21 protein-coding genes and 1 pseudogene are annotated in these 21,129 nt (G+C 55.8%); 3 read left to right on the forward strand and 19 right to left on the reverse strand.

Translation table 11 applies throughout. The features are described from left to right. Positions 1 to 53: 53 nt before the first annotated feature. Positions 54 to 476, forward strand: a pseudogene (rfaH, locus tag B8P98_RS26585) (transcription/translation regulatory transformer protein RfaH); the annotation flags it as partial. Here the strand turns inward: rfaH and tatD are convergent. From tatD to udp, 9 genes are all read right to left on the reverse strand, one after another. Beyond that, positions 473 to 1,276, reverse strand: coding sequence for a 3'-5' ssDNA/RNA exonuclease TatD (gene tatD / locus B8P98_RS26590; protein ID WP_167382707.1), 804 nt, complete (start codon positions 1,274 to 1,276; stop codon positions 473 to 475). The pseudogene rfaH and the gene tatD sit on opposite strands and share 4 nt — an antisense overlap. A 32-nt stretch (positions 1,277 to 1,308) precedes the next feature. Further along, positions 1,309 to 2,088 (reverse strand): Sec-independent protein translocase subunit TatC, encoded by a 780-nt coding sequence (tatC, locus tag B8P98_RS26595; protein WP_080897898.1) that lies wholly within the window; start codon positions 2,086 to 2,088, stop codon positions 1,309 to 1,311. A gap of 2 nt (positions 2,089 to 2,090) precedes the next feature. Then, positions 2,091 to 2,627, reverse strand: coding sequence for a Sec-independent protein translocase protein TatB (gene tatB, locus B8P98_RS26600; protein ID WP_095033576.1), 537 nt, complete (start codon positions 2,625 to 2,627; stop codon positions 2,091 to 2,093). 3 nt (positions 2,628 to 2,630) lie between these two features. Beyond that, positions 2,631 to 2,882 carry a Sec-independent protein translocase subunit TatA gene (tatA, locus tag B8P98_RS26605; RefSeq protein WP_002883425.1) on the reverse strand — a complete coding sequence of 84 codons (252 nt, stop codon included), beginning with the start codon at positions 2,880 to 2,882 and terminating at the stop codon, positions 2,631 to 2,633. Positions 2,883 to 3,011: 129 nt separating this feature from the next. Next, positions 3,012 to 4,652: a ubiquinone biosynthesis regulatory protein kinase UbiB gene (gene ubiB / locus B8P98_RS26610; protein ID WP_025711205.1), complete on the reverse strand. Its 1,641-nt coding sequence runs from the start codon at positions 4,650 to 4,652 to the stop codon at positions 3,012 to 3,014. Beyond that, on the reverse strand, positions 4,649 to 5,254 hold the full coding sequence (ubiJ, locus tag B8P98_RS26615; RefSeq protein ID WP_080897900.1) for a ubiquinone biosynthesis protein UbiJ: 606 nt from the start codon (positions 5,252 to 5,254) through the stop codon (positions 4,649 to 4,651). The genes ubiB and ubiJ overlap by 4 nt, the downstream gene beginning before the upstream one ends. A 13-nt stretch (positions 5,255 to 5,267) precedes the next feature. Beyond that, on the reverse strand, positions 5,268 to 6,023 hold the full coding sequence (gene ubiE, locus B8P98_RS26620; protein ID WP_002883421.1) for a bifunctional demethylmenaquinone methyltransferase/2-methoxy-6-polyprenyl-1,4-benzoquinol methylase UbiE: 756 nt from the start codon (positions 6,021 to 6,023) through the stop codon (positions 5,268 to 5,270). A gap of 70 nt (positions 6,024 to 6,093) precedes the next feature. Further along, entirely contained in the window at positions 6,094 to 7,542 is a 1,449-nt protein-coding gene (gene rmuC / locus B8P98_RS26625; protein ID WP_080897901.1) for a DNA recombination protein RmuC, read from the reverse strand. Between the two features lie 135 nt (positions 7,543 to 7,677). Then, positions 7,678 to 8,439 carry a uridine phosphorylase gene (udp, locus tag B8P98_RS26630; RefSeq protein WP_002883419.1) on the reverse strand — a complete coding sequence of 254 codons (762 nt, stop codon included), beginning with the start codon at positions 8,437 to 8,439 and terminating at the stop codon, positions 7,678 to 7,680. Positions 8,440 to 8,711: 272 nt separating this feature from the next. Between udp and B8P98_RS26635 the strand changes: the two genes are divergently transcribed. Beyond that, a complete protein-coding gene (locus B8P98_RS26635; protein ID WP_080924829.1) occupies positions 8,712 to 9,524 on the forward strand; it encodes a dienelactone hydrolase family protein in 813 nt (270 codons plus the stop codon). A gap of 35 nt (positions 9,525 to 9,559) precedes the next feature. Here B8P98_RS26635 and B8P98_RS26640 read toward each other — a convergent pair whose 3' ends face one another. From B8P98_RS26640 to metE, 8 genes are all read right to left on the reverse strand, one after another. Next, the gene (locus B8P98_RS26640) at positions 9,560 to 10,852 is read right to left on the reverse strand and encodes an anaerobic sulfatase maturase (protein ID WP_095033577.1); all 1,293 of its coding nucleotides are present in this window, start codon (positions 10,850 to 10,852) and stop codon (positions 9,560 to 9,562) included. Next, positions 10,853 to 11,200, reverse strand: a complete 348-nt coding sequence (locus tag B8P98_RS26645; RefSeq protein WP_041165417.1) for a DUF202 domain-containing protein — start codon at positions 11,198 to 11,200, stop codon at positions 10,853 to 10,855. Beyond that, the gene (locus B8P98_RS26650; RefSeq protein ID WP_012543225.1) at positions 11,197 to 11,541 is read right to left on the reverse strand and encodes a YidH family protein; all 345 of its coding nucleotides are present in this window, start codon (positions 11,539 to 11,541) and stop codon (positions 11,197 to 11,199) included. Before B8P98_RS26650 ends, B8P98_RS26645 begins: the two co-directional genes overlap by 4 nt. Further along, complete coding sequence (locus B8P98_RS26655; protein ID WP_095033578.1) at positions 11,538 to 12,266, reverse strand: GntR family transcriptional regulator; 729 nt, start codon at positions 12,264 to 12,266, stop codon at positions 11,538 to 11,540. The genes B8P98_RS26650 and B8P98_RS26655 overlap by 4 nt, the downstream gene beginning before the upstream one ends. A gap of 43 nt (positions 12,267 to 12,309) precedes the next feature. Further along, a complete protein-coding gene (locus B8P98_RS26660) occupies positions 12,310 to 14,055 on the reverse strand; it encodes a sulfatase (RefSeq protein WP_095033579.1) in 1,746 nt (581 codons plus the stop codon). A 15-nt stretch (positions 14,056 to 14,070) separates the two neighbouring features. Further along, positions 14,071 to 15,486 carry a PTS transporter subunit EIIC gene (locus B8P98_RS26665; RefSeq protein ID WP_095033580.1) on the reverse strand — a complete coding sequence of 472 codons (1,416 nt, stop codon included), beginning with the start codon at positions 15,484 to 15,486 and terminating at the stop codon, positions 14,071 to 14,073. Between the two features lie 210 nt (positions 15,487 to 15,696). Beyond that, complete coding sequence (locus tag B8P98_RS26670; RefSeq protein WP_095033581.1) at positions 15,697 to 15,906, reverse strand: hypothetical protein; 210 nt, start codon at positions 15,904 to 15,906, stop codon at positions 15,697 to 15,699. Positions 15,907 to 15,985: 79 nt separating this feature from the next. Further along, a complete protein-coding gene (metE, locus tag B8P98_RS26675; protein ID WP_095033582.1) occupies positions 15,986 to 18,247 on the reverse strand; it encodes a 5-methyltetrahydropteroyltriglutamate--homocysteine S-methyltransferase in 2,262 nt (753 codons plus the stop codon). A gap of 231 nt (positions 18,248 to 18,478) precedes the next feature. Between metE and metR the strand changes: the two genes are divergently transcribed. Beyond that, positions 18,479 to 19,432 carry an HTH-type transcriptional regulator MetR gene (gene metR / locus B8P98_RS26680; RefSeq protein WP_087805330.1) on the forward strand — a complete coding sequence of 318 codons (954 nt, stop codon included), beginning with the start codon at positions 18,479 to 18,481 and terminating at the stop codon, positions 19,430 to 19,432. Here metR and B8P98_RS26685 read toward each other — a convergent pair. After that, entirely contained in the window at positions 19,320 to 20,219 is a 900-nt protein-coding gene (locus B8P98_RS26685) for a carboxylate/amino acid/amine transporter (protein WP_008807940.1), read from the reverse strand. The genes metR and B8P98_RS26685 overlap by 113 nt on opposite strands. Positions 20,220 to 20,307: 88 nt before the next feature. Continuing rightward, positions 20,308 to 21,108, reverse strand: coding sequence for a sugar/pyridoxal phosphate phosphatase YigL (gene yigL / locus B8P98_RS26690; RefSeq protein WP_080897902.1), 801 nt, complete (start codon positions 21,106 to 21,108; stop codon positions 20,308 to 20,310). Between the last annotated feature and the right edge of the window lie 21 nt (positions 21,109 to 21,129).

Here is a 21,129-nt window from a genome sequence, read left to right on the forward strand (position 1 = left end):
CCCTCTGGGATGCGCTCCGGATGAATATGATGATCTCATATCAGGAACTTGTTCGCACCTTCCTTAACTGCCTGATGCCGACGATTGCGCTGGAAAAAATCATTCGCGGTAAACGCACCATGGTCAGCGAACCGCTGTTCCCGAACTACCTGTTTATTGAGTTCGATCCAGAGGTGATTCATACCACCACCATCAGCGCCACCCGCGGGGTTAACAACTTCGTGCGCTTTGGCGCGCTGCCCGCTGTCGTTCCCTCGGCGGTTATTCATCAGCTCTCTATCTATAAACCGGAAGGTATCACCGACCCGGAAACGCCGCACGAGGGCGATAGCGTGCTGATCACCGACGGCGCGTTTGAAGGCCTGCAGGCTATCTTTACCGAGCCGGACGGCGAAGCACGCTCTATGTTGCTGTTAAACCTGCTGAATAAGCAAGTCCTGCAGAGCGTTAAAAATACCGACTTCCAGAAAATCTAAACGCCGTTAACGTCGACGCCAAACAGCGCCCTGACGTTTGCGTCCGTTTGCGCCTCCAGCCATTGTGCCTCTTCGCCGCGCCAGGTCGCGACGCTTGCCAGGATATGCGGCAAATACGCAGGCTCGTTACGCCGCGAGGCCGGCTTTGGCTTGAGGTCGCGCGGCAGTAGATAAGGCGCATCGGTCTCCAGCAGCAGACGATCTGCCGGGATCGCCGGCAGCAGCTCGCGCAGCTCGAGCCCCCGCCGCTCATCGCATACCCAACCGGTAATACCGATAAACAGGCCCAGATCCAGGCATTCCTGCACCTCGCTGCGGCTGCCGGTAAAGCAGTGCAGCACCGCGCCCGGGAGCTTCTCGAGCCAGGGTTTAAGCAGCGTCAGAAAGCGGTCGTGGGCGTCGCGGCAGTGTAAAAACACCGGCATCGACAGCTCGGCCGCCAGCGCCAGCTGGGCGCTGAACGCAGCCTCCTGCTCCTGCGGCGTGGAAAAATTCCGGTTAAAATCCAGACCGCACTCGCCTATCGCTACTACCTGCGGCTCGCGGGCGAGGGTATAAATCGCCTCGGCGACCGCTGGCGTCCAGCTGCTACCGTCATGGGGATGAACCCCCGCCGTGGACCAGCAGCCGGAATAGCGGCTCGCCATTCTCTGGGCCTGTTGGCTCTCCGGCAAGTTTGTACCGGTCAGCAGCATGCCGTGAACCCCCGCCGCCCGGGCGCGCGCCACCACCTCATCATGGTCGCGGGAAAACTGCGAACTGGTCAGATTAACGCCGATATCAAACATGAACACTCCTATATGACAACCGCCCTGGCGGGCGGTTGGCGGTATTACTCTTCTCTGTGCTCTGTGGCTTCAGCTTCGGCCGCGGCGTCATCATCGCGCGTCAGGCGCTTCCCGGTGTAGAAGCGGGCGAAGAACACCCCGACTTCAAACAGACAGTACATCGGAATGGCCAGCAGCGTCTGCGAGAATACGTCCGGCGGCGTCAGCAGCATGCCCACCACGAAGGCGCCCACCAGCACATACGGCCTTTTTTTACGCAAGTCTTCCGGCGTGGTAACGCCCATCCAGCAGAGCAGCACGATGGCGACCGGCACCTCAAAAGAGACCCCGAAAGCCATAAACAACGCCATCACGAAGTCAAGATAGCTGCGGATATCGGTCGAGACCAGCACCCCTTCCGGCGCCGCATGGGTCAGGAAGCCGAACGCCAGCGGAAACACAACAAAATAGGCGAAAGCCATGCCGATATAGAACAGCAGGGTACTGGATACCAGTAAAGGCACCACCAGCCGGCGTTCGTGCTTATACAGCGCTGGTGCGACAAAGGCCCATACCTGATAAAGAATAATCGGCACCGACAGGATCACCGACACCATGAAGGTCAGCTTTATCGGCGTAAAGAAAGGTGAAGCGACATCAGTGGCGATCATCGTCGCGCCCACCGGCATCTTGCTGATAAGCGGGGCCGAGACCAGCTGATAGATATCATTGGCGAAATAGACCAGCGCCAGGAAGATCACCAGAATAGCAATGATGCTGTTGAGCAGACGCTTGCGCAGCTCAATCAGATGCGAAATTAGCGGTTGTGTATCGTCTACGCCCATGTTTACGGTTTATCACTCGATGCGGGGGAAGATTGAGGGGCTGCCGCCGTAGCGGATGTTTTCTCTGCCGGAAGTTCAGCCGGTGACGCGGGTGGCTCATCGACAACCGGATCCGGCACATGAGCCGGAGCGCTGACCTGATGTTCTGCCGTCGCCGGCGTGACGTCCTGGCGTTGCGCTTCGCTGCCTTTGACCACCGGATTATGGATGGTATTGGCTTCGTCGCTGGCCTTTTCAGGATCGTGGGCGCTATAGGAGCGCTTCATCGACTCTGCGGCTTCGCGCAGTTCATCCATGGAGGCTTTCAGCTCCGGCGTCAGGTTATTCAGACTGGCCTTCTCCACCTTCTTAAGGCTCTCCTGAAACTCCTGCAGTTTTAGCTCCTGGGCCAGTTCATTCTGTACCGTGGTCGCCAGCGAGCGTAACGTCCGGATCCAGCCAACCACCGTTTTAACCGCGACGGGAAGCCGCTGTGGCCCCAGAACAATGAGGCCAATTACAAACACCAGCAGTAGTTCACTAAAACCAATATCGAACACGAATTACACCTGCTCTTTGTCGTGGCGTTTTGTCTCGTCTTTTTTTGCATCATCCTGTTTATCGGCGATGGTTTTCGCCGTGAAATCTGCATCTGGCGCCGACTTTTCAGGTTTGTCATCATCACTCATGGCTTTTTTAAAGCCTTTGATCGATGCCCCTAAGTCCGACCCCAGCGAGCTCAGCTTCTTCGTCCCAAAAAGCAGAACTACGATGACGACAACAATTAATAACTGCCAAATACTGATACCACCCATACACGTTCCCCTATGACAGATGATGAATTGTGTGGACGCATTATACACGCCATCCTGCGGGCCGCCTCTTCGTCAGGCCACCGGCATGATTTTGCGCAAATAAGCCTGCGTCATGAAGAGGCGAACCGATCAGCGGGTTTTCCGCCAGCCAATCAGCCAGGTCACAATACCGCCGGCCATCAGCCAGCCGGGCATCATTCCCCACTCAGGGCGGTGGATAAAGAGCAGCGTACCACTGAGCAATAAAACCGCGCCTATACCAAACAGGTAACGGGACTGCCCCTGGCGGACATGACGCACATGCATATCCCGCACGATGGTATCGACGCTGGTCTGCAGCTGTTTGCTCTGCTGCAGGCTCTGATACACCAGCTCAGGTATTTCCGGCATTCTTTCGATCCAGAACGGCGCTTTATCTTTAAACGCACGCACCAGCGCCGGAATGCCGACCTGATCTTTGATCCACGACTCGAGGAAAGGCTTCGCCGTTTTCCACAAGTCTAACTGAGGATAGAGCTGCCGGCCTACCCCTTCTACGTAAAGTAATGTCTTCTGTAGTAAAACGAGTTGCGGCTGGACTTCCATATTGAAGCGCCGCGCGGTGTTGAACAGATTAAGCAGCACGTGGCCGAACGAGATCTCCGCCAGCGGCTTCTCAAAGATCGGCTCGCAGACCGTGCGGATCGCGAACTCAAACTCTTCGACGTTGGTATCGGGCGGAACCCAACCGGAATCGACGTGCAGCTCGGCAACCTTACGATAATCGCGGTTAAAGAAGGCGATAAAGTTTTCCGCCAGATAGCGCTTATCTTCTTTGTTCAGCGAGCCGACAATACCGCAGTCGATACCGATATACTGCGGATCTTCCGGGTGCTCGTAGCTGACAAATATATTGCCAGGGTGCATATCGGCATGGAAGAAGCTGTCGCGGAACACCTGGGTGAAGAAGACCTGCACACCCCGCTCCGCCAGCAGCTGCATGTTGGTCCCCTGGGCCTCCAGCGCCTCTACGTCAGACACCGGGATACCGTAAATGCGCTCCATCACCATCATGCTTTCGCTGCAGTAGTCGGGGTACACCTCCGGCACGTACAGCATCGGGCTGTCTTCGAAATTGCGCCGCAGCTGAATAGCGTTGGCGGATTCCCGCAGCAGGTTCAGCTCGTCCAGCAGCGTTTTTTCATATTCGCGAACTACCTCCTGTGGGCGCAGACGGCGGCCGTCAGGCAACAGACGCGGTACCCAGCGCGCCAGGCGATAGATGAGCTTCATGTCCGCTTTAATGATCGGCAAAATATCCGGGCGGATAACCTTGATCACCACCTCTTTGCCATTCTCTTTCAGACGCGCAGTATGCACCTGAGCAATAGACGCCGAGGCTAACGGCTCAACGGAGAAATCATCAAACCAGGCCTCCACCGGCAGGCCCCCCATCGCTTTCTCTATCTGCTGCTGCGCGAGCTTTCCTTCAAAGGGCGCCACGCGGTCCTGCAACAGCGCCAGCTGATCGGCAATTTGTGGCGGAAAGAGATCCCGGCGGGTGGATAGCATCTGGCCGAATTTAATCCACACCGGCCCCAGCTCCTGGAGCGCCAGACGAAGACGAGCACCGAGGGGTTGGTCCTGATGACGGTTTGGCATCCAGAACAGCATCCGCCGCCAGATACGCAGCGGTAGCGTGATCCGCATTTTGGGGATGAGCTCATCGAGCCCGTAGCTCAAAAAGGTGTGGATGATGAAATACAGGCGCCGTAATTCTCCTGGCGTCATTTGCCCTCCAGCGTTTCCAGCCGTTTTTCCAGTGCGGCCAGCGCGCGTTCAATAGCCGTTGTCTCTTCAGCAAACCAGGCTAGCTCCAGCGCCCCCGGAGCCAGTCGCCACTCTTCAGTGATCGCTTCCGCGACATAGCGCTGCTGGCGCTGCGCGCCCTTCAGCAGAAACTGAGCGCCACCGCGCAGAACTTTGCCGACGCCTTCGGCCACGATATCGCCGGTATAGGGCGCCAGCAGTTCAGCAGGATCGAACTCCGCCAGGTCGCACAGGGAGACCAGGTTTTGCACCACCTGCAGATCGCCCTGCACTTCCAGCTCACCGCTGCGAATAAGCGCCGTGAGCTGCTGACGATTGCGCAGTTTTGGCAGCACGCTGAGCCGGGTAATCACAGTGCAGTCGGCCTCTCCGTCCCAGGCGCTCAGGACATCGACCTGGCGTTCGCTGAACACCAGCACCACGGGCGTGGCGAAATCCTGCAGCTGGACCCGCAGCACCTTGCCCAGCAGGCGCTGGCGAGCGGGTTTGAGCGCTTTGTCGCGCCAGAGGAAAGCATTTAGCGCCGTTTCAATGCCAGCGGTCACCAGGGGTGTGAAAGGCATAGCGTCCCTCCTGTCAGAACTTGTAACCGCGATGCAAAGCAACGATACCCGCCGTCAGGTTGTAGTAGTCCACGTTTTCGAAACCCGCATCCTGCATCATCCCTTTCAGCGTTTCCTGGTCGGGATGCATGCGGATAGACTCCGCCAGGTAGCGATAGCTGTCGCCGTCTTTTGCCACCAGCTCGCCCACCTTCGGCAGAATATGGAAGGAGTAAGCGTCGTAGGCTTTGCTCAGCGGTTCGATGATGGGTTTAGAAAACTCCAGCACCAGCAGGCGTCCGCCCGGTTTCAGCACACGATACATCGAACGCAGCGCTTTCTCTTTGTCGGTCACGTTACGCAGACCGAAAGAGATGGTGATGCAGTCAAAGGTGTTATCAGCAAACGGCAAGGCTTCCGCGTTGGCCTGAACATACTCCACGTTACCCACGATACCGATATTGCGCAGCTTTTCGCGGCCCATTTTGAGCATCGAATCGTTGATATCAGCAAGCATGACGCGGCCGGTTTCCCCTACCAGACGGGAGAACTTGGCGGTCAAATCACCGGTACCGCCAGCCAGATCCAGCACGGTCTGCCCGCGACGTACGCCGCTGCAGTCGATGGTGAAACGCTTCCACAAACGATGGATCCCAAACGACATCAAGTCATTCATCACATCATATTTTGCGGCGACAGAATGGAATACATGCGCCACCATATCTGCTTTCTGCTCTTTAGCGACCGTCTGAAAGCCAAAGTGCGTCGTTTCTTGTGAATCCTCAACCATCTCTATGCCTGCTTGCTTTTCAAGAAAATGTTCACTGAGTGTATCAGACTCAGCGCATTTCCCATACGTTTCAGCGTGGCGGAGCCGCTTCGCGATTGCGCAATGCCTCAGCAGAGTCGGGGGAAAATTCGTCATTTTCCGGGAGGTTATCCTCGTCTTCGAGACGATATTGCTCGTCCTGGGCCGTGGCTTGCTCGACTAAATCAGGATTAATCCCGCGCTTTACCTCCACGCCCAGGCCGCGAAAGGCCTCCGCCTGGGCCAGCAGATTACCGCGCCCGGAAGCGAGCTTTTTCATCGCCTGGCGATAGTTCTCCTGCGCCTTATCCAGGCTCTGGCCGATGGCGGACATATCATCCACAAACAGGCGCATTTTGTCGTAAAGGCGCCCCGCCCGCTCGGCAATCTTTTGCGCATTACGGCTCTGGTGCTCATAGCGCCACAGATTGGCGATAGTGCGCAGAGCCACCAGCAGCGTCGTCGGGCTGACCAGCATAATATTATTTTGCAACGCCTCGCTGATGAGCTCAGGCTGGCGATCGATGGCCAGCAGGAACGCCGGCTCAACGGGAATAAACATCAGCACATAGTCGAGAGAGCGCAGGCCAGGCAGCTGTTGATAATCCTTGCGTCCCAGCAGGCGAATATGGTTTCGCACCGAGGCAAGGTGTTCCTGCAGCGCGACTTCGCGAGTGTAGTCATCTTCGGCGTTAAAATAGCGCTCATAGGCGACCAGGGTCATTTTGGCGTCGATCACCACGTCCTTACCCTGCGGCAGGCGCACGATGACGTCCGGCTGCATCCGCGAGCGGTTGTCGGTCTCAATACTGACCTGGGTTTGGTACTCATAGCCTTCACGCAGGCCGGAGGCTTCCAGCACGCGGGTTAAGACCACTTCCCCCCAGTTGCCCTGGGTTTTGTTATCCCCCTTCAGCGCTTTGGTCAGGTTCAGCGCCTCCTGCGCCATCTGCGCGTTCAGCTGCTGCAGATTGCGGATCTCATGCGCCAGAGTATGCCTCTCCCGCGCCTCCTGGCCAAAGCTCTCCTGCACCTGACGACGGAAACCGTCGAGCTGTTCGCGTAGCGGCGTCAGCAGGCCATGCAGGCTCTGGCGATTTTGTTCATCAACGCGCCGGTTACTGTGTTCGAAAATGCGGTTAGCCAGATTTTCAAATTGCTCGCTCAGGCGCTGCTCGCTGTTGACCATCTGGCGGATCTTATCTTCCGCATGCAGCTGGGTGGATTCGAGCCGGGTGGTGACCTCACGCAGATCGGCTTCCAGCGAGGTATTGATATCCCGCAGGCTGCGCAGCTCGTTGTTCAGCAGCTCGCACTCCTCACGCCAGTGGGCCTCCTGCACCAGCTGCTGGCGGGCGGCGCTCAGCTCAATATCCAGCTCTCGCCGTTCCTCGATCAGATCGGCCCGAATTTGATCGGCACGCGCTTTGGTCGCCAGCCAGCCGACAATTAACCCGGCAGCCAGTGCGATAACCGCGCTGATAATGATTGAGAGATCCACGACGCCCCCTGCGATAACCTGATGGCACAAAATAGAATTGTGCTGTACAAACGTCCAGTTTAAAAGGAATTTCCTGCGAGGAGCAACGCAAAAAAGAAAGGCCGGAGGACCCGGCCTGACAGGGAAAGTGTTGAATTACAGCAGACGGCGCGCCGCTTCCACGACGATTTTCACCGCGTGGCTTTCAGTTTGCTTCATAGTTTCTGCGTTAGGGATCTCTTGCTGGGTACGGTTAACGATAACCCCGGCTACCATCCCGGCGCGCAGGCCCTGGCTGGCGCACATGGTCAGCAGCGTGGCGGATTCCATTTCATAGTTCATCACGCCCATTGCCTGCCACTCTTCCATTGAGCCCTTGAAGCGGCTTACCACGCGGCCGGAGAAGGTGTCGTAACGCTCCTGGCCCGGGTAGAAGGTATCAGAGGAAGCGGTCACGCCGATATGAGTGGTCGCGCCAATAGATTTCGCGGCTTCCACCAGCGCGGTGGTGCAGGCGAAGTCAGCGACGGCCGGGAACTCCATCGGTGCGAAGTGCAGGCTGGCGCCGTCCAGACGAACAGAGGCGGTAGTGACCAGCACATCGCCAACGTTAATGTGCGGTTGAATCGCGCCGGTGGTGCCGATACGCAGGAAGGTACGTACCCCCAACTGCGCCAGCTCTTCCACAGCGATAGACGTAGACGGACCGCCGATGCCGGTAGAGCAGACGATCACCGGTTTGCCGTCCAGCTCCGCGCGCCAGGAGGTAAATTCGCGGTGGGATGCCAGCTTAACCGGCTTATCCATCAGCGCGGCGATCTTTTCCACACGCTCCGGATCGCCAGGGACGATAGCCAGCGTAGCCCCTTGTAAATCGTTCTTGGTGAGGCCGAGATGAAAAACATCAGACTTGGACATAAAAAACTCCTCTGTGGGTCGAATTATCAGCAGAAGCAAAACGGTACTGTACAGAAGCCCCTGGCAACATTTTGTGATGATAGTCACCAAGACCAACAATGATTGCAGTTGTTTTTCAGTAAATAGTGATACACATCACATTAACAAGTTATATTCATCGTCACAGAACAAAAGATAGCCGCTTTCAGGCACTGTGCTTTATTACCGCCCGAACTAAAGGTAAAGGGTCTATAGTTACTGATGCGCTAATAAATAAGGGTACGGAGAATACCATGACCACCACCAAGCAACCTGGATTCGCACCTGCTGCTTCACCACACGCTTCAACCGCCGTTCATACGCCGGAAGATCATATTGTTGCCGGAGAGACTTCGATCCCCTCCCAGGGCGAAAACATGCCGGCCTACCACGCCCGCCCGAAAAACGTCGATGGCCCACTGCCGATCGTCATTGTGGTGCAGGAAATTTTCGGCGTGCATGAGCATATTCGCGATCTTTGTCGCCGCCTGGCGCAGGAAGGCTACCTGGCTATTGCGCCTGAATTGTACTTCCGTCAGGGCGATCCGAATGAGTACCACGATATCCCGACCCTGTTTAAAGAGCTGGTTACCAAGGTGCCGGACGCGCAGGTGTTGGCGGATCTCGACCATGTCGCCAGCTGGGCGGCACGCCACGGCGGCGATGCCCATCGTCTGCTGATCACCGGCTTCTGCTGGGGCGGACGCATTACCTGGCTGTATGCCGCGCATAACCCGCAGCTGAAGGCAGGCGTGGCCTGGTACGGCAAGCTGGTGGGAGAAAAATCGCTGAATTCACCGAAGCATCCGGTAGATATCGCTGTCGATCTCAACGCCCCGGTGCTTGGTCTGTACGGCGCTAAAGACGCCAGTATTCCACAGGACACCATCGAGACCATGCGTCAGGCACTGCGGGCGGCCAACGCCAAAGCGGAAATCGTGGTCTATCCCGAAGCCGATCATGCCTTTAACGCCGACTATCGCGCCAGCTATCATGAAGAGTCAGCCAAAGATGGCTGGCAGCGAATGCTCGCGTGGTTTGCTCAGTATGGCGGTAAAAAAGGGTAATCCATAAACGCCGTCATACCGACGGCGTTTTCTCCTTAACCGCCACAGCACTTTTTATATTTTTTACCGCTACCGCAGGGGCATGGTTCGTTTCGAGAAGGCGTCTTCGACGGCTTACGCTCCTCGTCAGCAAGCCATGGCATTATTGCCGCCAGCGGATACCCTGTTTCCAGCAACTGCTGAAAGACATTCATATACGGCGTGATGTGCTGGAAAAAGTGCTTATAACCGGCACACAGATAGTTGTGCCCTGGATGGCCGCTCGGCGAAACCGCAAAACGATGTTTGGGACAGCCGCCGTGGCAAACAAAGCGAAACTCGCAGCTGCGGCACTCCGCCGTTAGCGTCTCCCTTTTCGCCTGACCAAAGGCTATCGCCTGTGCGCTGTTATTGAGCGTCTTAATGTCCGAATGATGAATGTTACCCAGCTTATGCTCGGGATAAACATAGTGGTCGCAGTTGTAGAGATCGCCATTCGACTCCAGGGCAAAAGCGTGGCCGCACGTTGGCGAATGAACGCACAAAACCGGGGGCTGGCCCATCCACGCCGCCAGGGCGACCTCAAACATCTGCACAATAACGCGCTCGACATCGCGCCGGATCCAGATATCGAATATCTGATTCAGGAAATCGCCAAACTGCCATGATGGCACGGTCCAGGAAGCAAGCCTGGCGGCGCTTTCTCCCGGCATAACCAGCTGCAGGAGTGATGATTCGTCGCTACTGACGCGCTCAACCAGAGGGATAAACTGAATATGACGTGAACCCGTGGCAAGCAGAAAATCATAAACTTCACGCGCGTGCCCCACATTGTGTTTACCCACTACGGTCAACGTATTGAACTCAACGCGATGCTTTTTGAGAAGCGCAATCGCCGCCATCACTTTATCGTGAGTGCCTTTACCGGCACGATTAACACGATACTGATTATGGAGATGTGCTGGCCCATCAATAGAGATGCCAACCAGAAAATTCGCCTCGGCAAAGAAACGCGCCCACTCTTCGTCAATAAGCATGCCGTTGGTTTGCAGAGCGTGTTCTATCTTCTTGCCCCTGGCATATTGGTTACTTAGTGCAACCACCCGGCGGAAAAAGGGCAACCCCATCATAGTCGGTTCGCCCCCCTGCCAGGCGAAGGTCACCGTCTCCCCCATCTGGGCCTCAATATGCTGGCGAATGTAACGCTCCAGTGTCTCATCCGACATCCGCCAGTTTTTGTTTCGTTCCGGATACAGCGCTTCTTTTTCCAGATAAAAACAGTAGGTACAATCGATATTACACACCGACCCCGTCGGTTTCGCCATCACCTGGCAACCCGCTAATTCCATCTAAACGACTCCTTCCCTTAACAGGCTCAATACCGCGGATAGCACCAACGAAATAGCTTCTAAGCCGAGTACGACACTCAACAAGCGTTTTATCATGACGGAAGCAAACGTCGTTAATGCTGTGTTTCCGCCAACCTGACGCTGCTGATTTCGCACGACGATCGCCAGTATAACGGTTAGCCCGAGAGCGATACCGGCAATCCCCCCGGAAACCAGGTCGCCGCGGGCGAAACCAATACGCGTCGAGGCTAATGCCAGAACAAAAACCGAAAACAGAGTCCGCTGCCAGGCAAGCGCGGTACGCTCCGGTTGCAGGCCGGGATCACGTGTGCGGAGAGACAACGTCATAGCAGAAGCATCACTCCCAATGTCATCATCATCACCGCCGCTAAACCTGCACTTAGCCAAATCAATAGACGAGGGTAGGTCAGCGCCGCGTCATCGCGCATTGCGCGTTCATTCACGGACCAGCGCAGATAGGCGTACCACGCGAGAATCGCTGCCGTGATGCCCAACGCGCACACCAGTAATTCCTTAGCCATTGAGGGCGCCAGATTTTCCGCGAGCTGATCGATGCCTATCGCGGCAGCCATAAAGGCCAGCGCGGTGCGGATCCATGCCAGAAACGTACGTTCATTCGCGAGAGAGAAACGATAGTCGGGATCCTTTCCCTGTGTCAGCCAGCTCATCGGCTATTCTCGACAACGTATTGATAGCAATGCGCGATATGTTTCGCGATGCTGAATTCCACCAGTTCTCCGCGATCGTTATAGCCCTTACGGGTTTTCACCAGTAGCGGCTCATGAGAATCAATATGCAAGATGCGGCAATCGTCTTCCGTGGGCATTTCGGCGGTAATAACATCCTGGAAACTTTCAATATTTTCATTATTATTTTCCAGCATGCTGTAAAGGCCGTTCTTCAGCGCATCAAGCGTAAGGTGGTGCAGACGCGTCGTTAGCCAGATGTAGTTCACTTGCGCAGGCTGCTCGTTTTGTCGGTAAATGGTGCGGGTTAACAACCACAGCGGTGTCTTATCATCATTAAGTTCAAACGCCTGAGCAGCTCCCCCTGACGGCACAAGTTGTTCCAGCTTGAGATTGTTACGTTCAATGGGATGCTGCTGTTGTCCATCAACCAGCCGTATCCGGGCCTTCACCTCCTGCTTCTCTGAGGTGCTGATCACCATGGTGCCAATGCCGGCCTGTCGTTTTACCAACCCTTTGGCGGCCAGCTCGGCGAGCGCGCGACGGGCAGTGATGCGGCTGACGCCAAAGATCTCTTCAAACTCAGCCTCTGTGGGCAGCACATCGTTCTTTTTGTATTCTCCGGCTTTCAGTTTTCCCAGCAAAATATCGTGCAACTGAGCATAGAGCGGTTTGGCTCCTGGCGAATAATCCAGTTCTTCTTTCATTGTTCCCCTACTCCTTTTCCCCGGCCTGAGCCGGGGATCCTGCTTAATCAAGCCTCATTTCTAACGCCATTTTATAGTACACGCTTTGATGCTGCTCCTGCGGAACCTCGTTCTGGACGAAGGCCCACAAATTTTCTGTCGTCCAGCCAGGCTGACTGATTGACTGCAGTCGCGTCATCAGCTCGTTCTGACCACTGCCCTCCAGATGTTGCAACAGCGCAAAGAGACCGTAACGGACAACTGGCGCAAAGGCGGCCAGTTCAGGCAACAGATGCGGATCCAACCCTAACAATGGCCCTCCAGCATCCTCCAGGTCATAGCGTGGGTACAGCTCCGATGGCGCGTCGCTCTGCGCCATCATCGCTTTCATGCTGGTGCAGAGACGTTCTGCTGCGGCAGTATCACGGCTTTGCGTTTTCTGCAGCGGATCGTCGTGCAAGTCGTACAGACGATGGCCAAATCGATCTGCCCCGCGCGTCATTACAGACTCCGCAGGGATCTTCAGTACCTGGCATCCCTTGGTAAAACCGAATGGGGGATGCAGCGTCATGCCCTGAAGTTCGCTCGGCGTAAAGCGTCGATTAATACGGGTAGGCATCAAGGTATATTCGTACAAACCGCTCACACCTTGAGTGACTGGCGCGCGCATATAGACGTAGCGGCCATCGGTAATATTGATGTGGCAGCCATGATAGCCAAACAGCGCGTAATTTCGGACCGGTGTGTCATCACGCAGTACCGGTAGTAAAGACACGCCTTGCATATCTTTTGGTTTGGGCAGCCCAAAGCTATCAAGCAGCGTCGCCGGAATATCAATCGTCTGCGCCAGCGCCTGCCGTGACTCTCCCGCGCAGCCATACTGTGGATGCCAGATAAAGCAGGGTATATTGGCCACTTCGTTATACAGCGGCATGATGTTTTTCCCCCACCATTCATGCTCGCCAAGCAGGAACCCATGATCCGTATTGACGATAAGCATCGTGTCCTGCCACAGATCGTAACGATCCATATAGTCCAGCACTTTACCCACGTAGACGTCCACCATCGTCAGCAGGGCCATATAATATTTCTGGATGACGCTTTTCCGCTCCGGGCTTTCCGTTACGAAATAGTAAGGTGGCCACCCATCGAACTGCGAGGGATCCTCAATCCCGTACATCCGCAGATATTTTTCCGGTACGAAGAAGGGCTCGTGCGGATCAAAACACTCTACCTGCAGGAACCAGTTATCGCTGGCATGGTTGGTATCAATAAACTCCAGACCTTTATTGATTGTCCGCGCCAGATGGTGATCCTCCTCATTCTGCATAAACTGTACGTTTATCTGATGCTGGACCCGGCTGGTGATACGGCGCTGCTTGATCTCCTCCGGTTCCCCTGACTCGTAGCGATATTCAGGTTTATCAACGACACCTTTCCAGGCATCCCCTTCCTGCCCGCGAATAAACTCATAGGTGCTGTAGCGAGAGTGGTAGGTTGCCCCGCCATCCCGCCAGTAGTGCTTGTGATCGGTCACCAGGTGGGTATGAATCCCGTTTTTTTTCAGTATTTCCGGCACGGAATCATCAAACGGTTCCAGCGGCGACCAGCCCCGATGGAGAAAGTTGTAGCGCCCGGTATGTAACTCTCTGCGGGCAGGCATACAGGGCATGCTGCCAACATAAAAATTATCAAAGCGTACCGTACGTTCTTTTAAGCGCTGGAAATTCGGCGTGATAGCGCGATCGCTTCCATAAGCTGACAACAGACGTTTGTTAAGCGAATCAAACATCAACATAATTGCTTTCATGCATGAGTCCTTTTTTCACACCGTTTCTTTATCGTAACCGCGAACTTTGCCGACGATGTAAGTCAAAGCAAAAGCCGCTGCACAGCCAACCAGCCATGCCAGGATGTACTGAAGATATTTCCCATCAGCAATCAGCGGGAGTGCTGACAGCCCCGCCGCGCCGACCCCATTTGTGGATACGCCAAGCAGTACCACCATGACCCCACCGAAACCAGCGCCAATAGAGCCGGTAATAAACGCAAATCCTGCGGGGATATTGACGCCAAATATTGTCGGTTCACCCACCGCCAGAATGGAGGTTGGGATCGCCCCCCTGGCAATTTTCTTCATCACCGGATCGCGCGTCAGCAAGAGAACCGCTGTCGCCGCACCGACCATCCCAGCATTAGACATGATTTGAATAGCAAACAGGGGGGCATGGCCAGTGGCGTTAATCATCTCGAGGTGGATCGGGAACAGACCATGATGCAAACCTAGCGATATCAGGAAGGGGAACAGCGCCGAAAGCACAAAGCCAGCGACAATACCGCCATGCTCCAGTAGGCCGTTCAGACCGCTGAGTATCCCGTTAGACACAATTCCGGCCGCGGGCATGATGATGAAAAGGAGCGCTGCCGCCATGACCAACAGCACCAGCGTTGGCGTGACGACAACATCGACAATATCAGGAACAAATCGACGTACTTGTTTCTCCAGCAGGCACATAAGCCAGACGGCAAAGATCACGCCGATAAGGCCACCCTGCCCGGGGATCAGTCCGAGGGTCGTCACCTGCGGCATGATGGTAATGGCGCCCAGCAGGCCACCCAGAATCAGGTTACCTTCAAACTCTCGTGCCGACGTTACTCCCGCATAGATGGCTAAAAAGCCAAATAGCGCTTTCGAGACCACATCAAGAAACTGGCTTAGACCCAAAAGATGGCGCTGATCGAGTACCACCTGAGTCGGGGAAAGATCGCCCACTGAAGCAACATGATGGGTTAACGCCCAGGACGCTGCCGAGTTGAATATCACATTGTTCAGTCCCATTAAAATCCCGGCTGCAATCAGCGCGGGCAGAATGGGAACAAAAATATTGGCGATATGTTTGAGTATGACTTTAGTCCGGGTCTGTTTTTTGGCTTTTTCACGTGCTGTTTTCGCTTTTTGCTCAACGGCGCTTAATGCCTCTCCACTGTCTGGCTGACCCTTTAAACGAGCATTAATAACCCCAGCCACTTTTGTCGATTTCCCCGGACCAACGATCACCTGCAGGGTATCGTCTTCGACAACGCCTAATACCCCCTCGATCGCTTTCAAGGCAGTCATATCCACCAGGGATGTATCGGCGATGGTCATTCTTACCCGGGTCATACAGTTGGTGACATGAATAAAATTAGCGAGCCCGCCACAGTGCTTAACGATGGCGTCCCCCACCATGTTGTAGTTCATACAGAGGTTCCTTTTCTTTGTTATCTCCATTTGTTATAACAATATAATATTATACTTTTTGTGAGTAACCTCAAAAATAAAAACATAGCGAAGGCGTATTGGATTTTGGAAAAAAGGTGCCCCATGAATATTTGAGCAAGAGCCGTCGCCTCCTGCCCACCAGACGTGCGGGTGGTACCGTTAATGTCTGTCTTTAATCAGGGGGAAATATTATTGAGAGTGAGAAAAACGAGGCGGGAATAAGAAAATAACTTTCACACGGCGAGAAAAGATATCAACTAGCTGAAAAATAAGTAGTATCTGTGTAATTTCTTCAAATTTAAATGAAAATGCGCTAATCATAAAAAGCGTGAACAATATTTTATAATTTCCGGCAAAATTGCGGCATTGCGCACCACTGACTCCCTGGCGGGCCGTCATGTCTTCCGATCCTGCTACATGCCGCACTCTGTGGAATAATCGAATAAACGCCAGCGACACTGCTGGCGTTTTTATTAGCTTATGCCTGGCGCAGGTTGTGCGCCGCTTGCACCATATTCGCCAGCGCGGCGCGGGTTTCCGGCCAGCCGCGAGTTTTCAGGCCGCAGTCCGGGTTAACCCACAGCCGCTCCGCCGGAATACGCTGCGCGGCTTTCTTCAGCAGCGCTTCGATCCACTCCACGCTCGGCACGTTCGGCGAGTGAATATCATATACTCCCGGCCCGATCTCATTGGGATACTCGAACGCTTCGAACGACTCCAGCAGCTCCATATCGGACCGCGAGGTTTCAATAGTGATCACGTCGGCATCCAGCGCGGCAATGGAGTCCATGATGTCGTTGAACTCGCAGTAGCACATGTGGGTGTGGATCTGCGTGTCGTCTTTGGCAACCGCGGCGTTGATGCGGAAAGCTTCCACTCCCCACTGGAGATAAGCATCCCAGTCACTGCGCTTCAGCGGTAACCCTTCGCGCAGCGCCGGCTCATCAATCTGGATGATGCCGATCCCCGCCGCCTCCAGATCCGCCACTTCATCACGCAGCGCCAGCGCAATCTGTTTCGCGATGGTTTCACGGCTGACGTCTTCCCGCGGGAAGGACCAGCACAGAATCGTCACCGGACCGGTCAGCATGCCTTTCACCGGCTTGTCGGTCAGCGACTGTGCGTACTTCGCCCATTCGACAGTGATCGCCTGCGGACGGCTGATGTCGCCGATTACTACTGGCGGCTTCACGCAGCGGGAACCATAGCTCTGCACCCAGCCGTTTTGCGTGAAGATAAAACCGTCCAGATGTTCACCGAAGTATTCCACCATATCATTGCGCTCGGCTTCCCCGTGCACCAGTACGTCTAAACCCAACCGCTCCTGTTCGACGATCGCCTGCTTAATATGTTCCGCAATCCCCTTCCGATAATGACTGGCGTCAAGGTTGCCCTTTTTGAAGTCCAGGCGCAGGCTGCGGATCTCGGTCGTCTGCGGGAATGACCCGATGGTGGTGGTCGGCCACGCCGGCAGCTTAAAGCGTTGGCGCTGTGCCTGCGCGCGAACCTCGTAGGGGCTGGCACGCTGGCTGTCCTGAGCGGTGATCGCCGCCAGCCGTTTTTCCACTTCCGCGTTGTGCACGCGGGTCGAATGGCGACGGGCCTGGATTGGCGCGCTCCACTCGGTAATCGCCGCCGTATCGCCGCTGTTCAGCGCATCGCGCAGCAGCGCCAGCTCACCACACTTCTGCAAAGCGAAGGCAAACCAGCTCTTCACTTCCGCATCAAGGCGCGTCTCTACGCTCAGATCGATCGGGCTATGCAGCAGAGAGCAGGATGACGCGACCCAGAGGTCGCGTTTACCGACGAGGTCTTTAATTAGCGCATACTTTTCAGTGAGATCGGCGCGCCAGACGTTACGCCCATTGATCAGGCCCGCGGACAACAGCCAGTCGGCCGGCAGGCGGTTGTGCAGTTCGGCAACATCATCTTTGCCGTGCACCAGGTCAACATGCAGCCCCTGAACCGGCAGCGCAGCAATGGTCGCGAGATTGTCGCTAATTCCTTCAAAATAGGTGGTCAGCAGCAGCTTCACCTGGCCCTGCAGGGCGTCATAAGCCGGTTTAAAGGCCTCCCGCCACGCAGGCGGCAGCTCCAGCACCAGCGCCGGTTCATCAATCTGTACCCACTCGATGCCGCGCTTCGCCAGTTCGGCCAACACCTGCTGGTAAACCGGCAGGATGGCATTCAGCAGGCTCAAACGATCAAACGGTTCGCCTTTCACTTTACCCAGCCACAGGTACGTTACCGGCCCCAGCAGCACCGGTTTCACGTTGTGGCCCAGCGCCAGCGCTTCGTCTACTTCATCCAGCAGCTGGGTCCAGGTCAGTGCGAACCGCTGGCCCTTCACGAACTCCGGCACCATATAGTGATAGTTGGTGTTGAACCATTTGGTCATTTCCGCAGCGGCGGCCGGTTCGCCAGTCGGCGCGCGGCCGCGGCCAATGCGGAACAGGGTATCGATGTCGATGGATCCGTCTTTGTTCTGATGACGAGCCGGCACGTTGCCAAGCAGCAGGCTGGTAGTCAGAACATGGTCGTACCAGGCGAAATCCCCCACCGGCAGCAGATCAACGCCCGCCTGTTTCTGCTGCTCCCAGTGACGGGCGCGCAGCTCACGGCCTACCGCCAGCAGTTCCTCGCGAGTGGCGTTGCCCGCCCAGTAGCTCTCTTGCGCTTTTTTCAGCTCGCGGCGCAGGCCAACGCGAGGAAAACCAAGGGTGTGGTTAATAATTGTCATTTTTTGAGCCTCATAATTGCAATCCGAAAGATTTCGGATTTAGGGAAGGCGGCAAACTTGCTCATCCCCAGGAGCTTACTGAAGTAAGTGACTGGGGTGAGGAAGTGCTGCCAACGCACCATAAATTCGAAAGATAAAGGATTTAGCCGTCCAGATGTTTACACATCCATAATTGACAGTTACTGTATATTCCTCAAGCGCAAATTGCTCATGGCGAAGTGAAGGACTTTCATGATCGAAATTAAACATCTGAAAACGCTGCAAGCGTTGCGGAACAGCGGTTCACTGGCGGGTGCGGCAGCGGCCCTGCACCAGACCCAGTCCGCTTTGTCTCACCAGTTCAGCGATCTGGAACAGCGCCTTGGCTTTCGTCTCTTTGTGCGTAAGAGCCAACCGCTGCGTTTTACCCCTCAGGGGGAGATCCTCTTACAGCTGGCCAACCAAGTGCTGCCGCAGATCGCTCGCGCCCTGCAGGACTGTAACGAACCGCAGCAGACCAAACTGCGCCTGGCTATCGAATGTCACAGCTGTATTCAGTGGCTGACGCCGGCGCTGGAGAATTTCCGCGCCCGCTGGCCACATGTGGAGGTCGACTTCCATTCCGGCGTCACCTTCGACCCGCAGCCTGCGCTGCAGCAGGGCGAACTGGATCTGGTGATGACCTCCGATATCCTGCCGCGCAGCGGCCTGCACTACTCGCCGATGTTTGATTTTGAGGTGCGTCTGGTGCTGGCGCCCGAGCATCCGTTAGCTATGAAGACGCTGGTTACCCCGGAGGATCTGGCCGCGGAAACGCTGTTGATTTATCCCGTGCAGCGCGGGCGCCTCGATATCTGGCGTCACTTCCTGCAGCCGGCCGGCATCAGCCCGCAGCTGAAAAGCGTCGATAACACGCTGTTGCTGATCCAGATGGTGGCTGCCCGGATGGGCATCGCCGCGCTGCCGCACTGGGTGGTGGAAAGCTTTGAACGCCAGGGCCTGGTGGTCACCAAAACCCTGGGTGAGGGATTATGGAGCCGGTTGTACGCGGCCGTCCGCGATGGCGAACAGCGTCAACCGGTCACCGAAGCGTTTATTCGCTCTGCGCGGAACCACGCCTGCGATCACCTGCCGTTTGTCCGGAGTGCGGAGCGACCCAGCGGCGATGGACCCACAGCGAGGCCAGGATCACCAACGCTCCGCTAATAAAGCTCGGCCAGTGCGGCTGCTCCTGCCAGATGGCAAGGTTAACCAGTAGACCAGCGGGGACATGGACATTGTTCATGATCCCCAGCGTGCCGGCATCCACCTGGGTGGCGCCATAGTTCCACATAAAGTAACCCAGCCCGGAAGCCACCACGCCGAGCCACACCAGCACGCTCCACTGCAGCGTGGTGGTCGGCAGCTTCTGGGGGTTGCCCAGCATAAACCACGCTGCCACCGCCACGATAAAGGCCCCGACATAGAACCAGGCAAAGGCATTGTGCTGCGGCATCGGACGCACCTCCATCAGGCGCTTATACCCCACCATACCGATAGCGAAGCAGAGGTTTGAGAGTTGGACCAGTAACAGCCCGGTCCAGAAGTGATCGCTGACCTTGTCATAACGGATAATCGCCGCCCCCAGCACTGCCAGCGCGGCACTCAGCAGATAGCCCCAGCGCAGCTTACGTCCGCTGAGCAGGTCATAGATCAGCGTGATATACAGCGGGGTAAATACGGTAAACAGCAGAAATTCCGAAACCGTCAGATAGAGATAGGCGCGGAAAGCCAGCAGATACATAATGCCAAGCTGCATCGCGCCCACCAGCATATAAAGCACGATCGTGCGTGGAGACTGGCCGCGCGTGCGCAGGAAAGGCAGGAACACCAGCGCCGCCAGGCCCACGCGCATCAGCACCGAAAAATAGCTGTCGACGCTACCGGCCAGGTATTCGCCAATCAGGCTAAAAGAAAAGGCCCACAGGATAGTGGTGATAATTAACAGCGCCACAATGGTCGTCTCGTTGGGTAAAGAACAGGCATTGTAGCGAAGAGTCAGGTTGACGACTGGACAGTTATTAGCCAGTCGTCAATCTTTTTTAATCGAGGTATAGCTTACGCAGGTAGTGCGGGACGGCATCGTCGGCGTTGCTGCCGATCACTTCCAGCTCCGGATGCAGATCCTTCAGCCGCTGATGGGCGTTGGCCATAATGCAGCCTTTGCCGGCCATCGACAGCATCTCGGCGTCGTTCATGCCGTCGCCGAAGGCGATGCAATCGGAAAGACGGTAGCCAAGCATTTTCGCCACCGCCTCCAGCGCATGCCCCTTCGATACCCCACCCGCCATGACCTCAAGACAGGTTAAGGTGGAGAAGCTGACGTTTACCCGATCGCCCCAGCGGGCGTTCATCGCCTGCTCCAGCGGCAGCAGGTGCTCGTGATCCTCGCAGGTAAAGAACACCTTGCTGATCCCCTGCGGATCCAGTTCGCCCGGCTCATACAGCTTGTAGTTAAACACCGCCTCTTTGAAGAAACGCATCTCTTCCGGACGATGACGATTCATGTACCATTCGTCTTCCCGATAGACGTTAGTGACGATTTTCGGATCGTTACGCACCATCTCAAACAGGTCGGCAGCAATATCGCGATCGAGGTTATGGGCGAAGATTTGCTGGCCATCGCTATCGTGAACGCGGGCGCCGTTAGAGGTGATCATGTACGACCGGATGCCGAGATTATCGCGGATCTGGCCGACGTCGATGTAGTGACGGCCGGTGGCGAAAACGAAATTGATCCCACGGGCGGTGAGCAGCTTCAGCGTCTCTTTGGCATACGGGGTCAGGAAATGATCGGGGGAAAGCAGCGTGCCGTCTAAATCAGACGCAACAACCTGGTACATAAAAAAGTTAACCTCTAAGCA

It is taken from the genome of Klebsiella quasivariicola (assembly GCF_002269255.1).
In the GTDB taxonomy this organism is placed as follows: Bacteria; Pseudomonadota; Gammaproteobacteria; order Enterobacterales; family Enterobacteriaceae; genus Klebsiella; species Klebsiella quasivariicola.

Coding starts and splice junctions, on each gene's coding strand:
- tatC (WP_080897898.1), bottom strand. CDS start 2,088: ATGGGCGTAGACGATACACAACCGCTAATTTCGCATCTGATTGAGCTG.
- B8P98_RS26645 (WP_041165417.1), bottom strand. CDS start 11,200: ATGACGTTGTCTCTCCGCACACGTGATCCCGGCCTGCAACCGGAGCGT.
- metE (WP_095033582.1), bottom strand. CDS start 18,247: ATGACAATTATTAACCACACCCTTGGTTTTCCTCGCGTTGGCCTGCGC.
- B8P98_RS26655 (WP_095033578.1), bottom strand. CDS start 12,266: ATGAAAGAAGAACTGGATTATTCGCCAGGAGCCAAACCGCTCTATGCT.
- B8P98_RS26670 (WP_095033581.1), bottom strand. CDS start 15,906: ATGACGGCCCGCCAGGGAGTCAGTGGTGCGCAATGCCGCAATTTTGCC.
- yigL (WP_080897902.1), bottom strand. CDS start 21,108: ATGTACCAGGTTGTTGCGTCTGATTTAGACGGCACGCTGCTTTCCCCC.
- udp (WP_002883419.1), bottom strand. CDS start 8,439: ATGTCCAAGTCTGATGTTTTTCATCTCGGCCTCACCAAGAACGATTTA.
- metR (WP_087805330.1), top strand. CDS start 18,479: ATGATCGAAATTAAACATCTGAAAACGCTGCAAGCGTTGCGGAACAGC.
- B8P98_RS26635 (WP_080924829.1), top strand. CDS start 8,712: ATGACCACCACCAAGCAACCTGGATTCGCACCTGCTGCTTCACCACAC.
- B8P98_RS26665 (WP_095033580.1), bottom strand. CDS start 15,486: ATGAACTACAACATGGTGGGGGACGCCATCGTTAAGCACTGTGGCGGG.
- tatA (WP_002883425.1), bottom strand. CDS start 2,882: ATGGGTGGTATCAGTATTTGGCAGTTATTAATTGTTGTCGTCATCGTA.
- B8P98_RS26660 (WP_095033579.1), bottom strand. CDS start 14,055: ATGAAAGCAATTATGTTGATGTTTGATTCGCTTAACAAACGTCTGTTG.
- B8P98_RS26640 (WP_095033577.1), bottom strand. CDS start 10,852: ATGGAATTAGCGGGTTGCCAGGTGATGGCGAAACCGACGGGGTCGGTG.
- ubiE (WP_002883421.1), bottom strand. CDS start 6,023: ATGGTTGAGGATTCACAAGAAACGACGCACTTTGGCTTTCAGACGGTC.
- B8P98_RS26650 (WP_012543225.1), bottom strand. CDS start 11,541: ATGAGCTGGCTGACACAGGGAAAGGATCCCGACTATCGTTTCTCTCTC.
- ubiJ (WP_080897900.1), bottom strand. CDS start 5,254: ATGCCTTTCACACCCCTGGTGACCGCTGGCATTGAAACGGCGCTAAAT.
- ubiB (WP_025711205.1), bottom strand. CDS start 4,652: ATGACGCCAGGAGAATTACGGCGCCTGTATTTCATCATCCACACCTTT.